This window comes from Micrococcus sp. KRD077 (assembly GCF_017168505.1).
Taxonomy (GTDB): Bacteria; Actinomycetota; Actinomycetes; order Actinomycetales; family Micrococcaceae; genus Micrococcus; species Micrococcus luteus.
In genome coordinates this window covers 1-2,339 of record NZ_JABFAZ010000097.1, presented here as the reverse complement: position 1 = coordinate 2,339, position 2,339 = coordinate 1, and the positions used below count along the sequence as shown (strand labels likewise).

The 2,339-nt window shown below is 69.1% G+C and carries 2 protein-coding genes; one reads left to right on the top strand and one right to left on the bottom strand.

Annotated elements, in window-relative coordinates:
* Window positions 1-10: 10 nt before the first annotated feature.
* A complete protein-coding gene (locus J1M39_RS12390; RefSeq protein ID WP_342356417.1) occupies window positions 11-568 on the top strand; it encodes a hypothetical protein in 558 nt (185 codons plus the stop codon).
* 200 nt (window positions 569-768) lie between these two features.
* Here the strand turns inward: J1M39_RS12390 and glpK are convergent, their stop codons facing one another.
* Window positions 769-2,301 (bottom strand): glycerol kinase GlpK, encoded by a 1,533-nt coding sequence (gene glpK / locus J1M39_RS11920; RefSeq protein WP_049145088.1) that lies wholly within the window; start codon window positions 2,299-2,301, stop codon window positions 769-771.
* Window positions 2,302-2,339: the final 38 nt, after the last annotated feature.

Sequence of the window (2,339 nt, the reverse complement as noted above, 5' to 3'; positions counted from 1 at the left end):
GGCATCCTTCATTCAGGGCCTCTTCCTCGCTGGATTCGATTCGACACCGATATCCAACCCGGGGAGGAGGCCCCCGCCGGCTCACGACGCGGCGGGCAACGAGCAACGCGGGCAAACCAGATGGCCATCACTGGGCAGTCCTCATGGCCGTCAGCGGGTCATTCCCTGGCCACCTATGGGCAGCTTTTCATGGCCGCTTACAGGTGTGAACGGCCTCCCCGGAACCGGCAAGATGACGATGCTCCGGGACATCCTGGCGTCCAACGTCGTCGAACGAGCACGCCGATTGTCTGCGTGTGAGAACCCACTCGACGCCTTCACCGAACGCACCCATGAGTGGACCGGCGAGGGCAGGATGCGACGACGGGCGCGCGAACTCCGGCCCGAGGTGGCCGGCCTCGAAAAGGTGGTGGCCTCGGCGAACAACGCGGACGAGGAGAACCTCTCCGAGGAGATTCCACATCGGAGCGCCATCAAGGACGGCCGGAACGTGGATGCGGACTACTTCGCCTGCCTGGCCACCGCCGCCTTGGGCGGAAGCGGCGGGGGAAGAGGACGCCCTGGGTGAGGACAGCTTGACGTCGGAGCAGCCGGGCACCTCGGGCCTGGCCGCTGCACCGATGGCAACGGCACCGACCCCCGCCCCGCTCCGCGCGCAGGCGGCCGACGAGGGGGTAGTGCTGCTCGGGGTCCTTCTGGAGGGCCCGGACCGGCCCGGGGCGCACGGGGCGCACGGGGCCGGCCGGACCGACCTACGGACCGGACGGCTCAGCCCTGGGCCGACTCGACGTCCTCGTCGACCCAGTCGCGGGAGCGTTCCACGGCCTTCTTCCACAGCCGCAGGGCGCGCTCAACCTCCTCCTCGTCCGTGGTGGGCTCCCAGCGCTTGTCCTCTTCCCAGTTGGCCACGAGCTCGTCCTGGGACGCCCAGAACCCCACCGCCAGGCCTGCGGCGTAGGCGGCGCCGAGAGCGGTGGTCTCGATGACCTTGGGGCGCACGACGGGCACGCGCAGCAGGTCCGCCTGGAACTGCATGAGCAGCTCGTTGGCGACCATGCCACCGTCGACCTTCAGTTCGGTGAGGTCCACGCCGGAGTCCGCGTTCATGGCGTCCAGGACCTCGCGGCTCTGGAAGGCGGTAGCCTCGAGCGCCGCGCGGGCGATGTGCCCCTTGTTGACGTAACGGGTCATGCCCACCATGACGCCGCGGGCCGCGGCGTCCCAGTGCGGGGCGAAGAGGCCGGAGAACGCGGGGACGAAGTACACGCCGCCGTTGTCCTCCACGCCGGCGGCCAGGGTCTCGACCTCCGGGGCGCTGCCGATCATCCCGAGGTTGTCCCGCAGCCACTGGATCAGCGAGCCGGTGACGGCGATCGAGCCCTCCAGCGCGTACACCGGCTTCTGGTCGCCAATGCGGTACGCCACCGTGGTGAGCAGGCCGTTGTCCGAGTGCACCGGCTCCTCACCGGTGTTGATCAGCATGAAGTTGCCGGTGCCGTACGTGTTCTTGGCCTGGCCGACCTCGAAGCACGCCTGGCCGAAGGTCGCCGCGTGCTGGTCGCCCAGGATGCCGGTGATCGGCGTCTCGCGCAGCAGCTGCTGGCCGGATACGGTGCCCACCTCGGCGGAGGAGCTGACGATCTCCGGAAGCATGGACATCGGGATGCCCATGTCCGCGCAGATCTCCTCGTTCCAGTCGAGGGTGTCCAGGTTCATCAGCATGGTGCGGGAGGCGTTGGTGACGTCGGTGACGTGCCGGCCGCCCTCGCCGCCGCCGGTGAGATTCCACACGAGCCACGAGTCCGTGGTGCCGAAGATGAGGTCGCCGTTCTCGGCGGCCTCCCGGGCACCGTCCACGTTCTCCAGAATCCAGGCCACCTTGGGGCCGGAGAAGTACGTGGCCAGGGGCAGCCCGACGCGCTCCTTGTAGCGGTCCGCGCCGACGTCGCCGGCCAGGCGCTCGCAGAGGTGGTCGGTGCGGGTGTCCTGCCACACGATGGCGTTGTACACCGGCTTGCCGGTGTTGCGGTCCCACACCACGGTGGTCTCACGCTGGTTCGTGATGCCCACGGCGGCGACGTCGTGTCGGGTCACCTCGGCGCGGGCCAGGGCCTCGCCGATGACCTCGCGGGTGTTTGTCCAGATCTCCACCGGGTCGTGCTCCACCCAGCCGGCGCGCGGGAAGATCTGCTCGTGTTCGCGCTGACCAGTGGACACGATGGCCCCACTGTGGTCGAAGAGGATCGCGCGCGTGGACGTGGTGCCCTGGTCGATGGCCATCACGTAGCGGGGGGTGGTCATGTCCTACTCCTTCGGAGGTGGTCACGGGGGTGTGGGGG

What these genes read in the sequence shown, in the direction of transcription:
- glpK (WP_049145088.1), bottom strand. Translation starts at nt 2,301, where the DNA reads ATGACCACCCCCCGCTACGTGATGGCCATCGACCAGGGCACCACGTCC.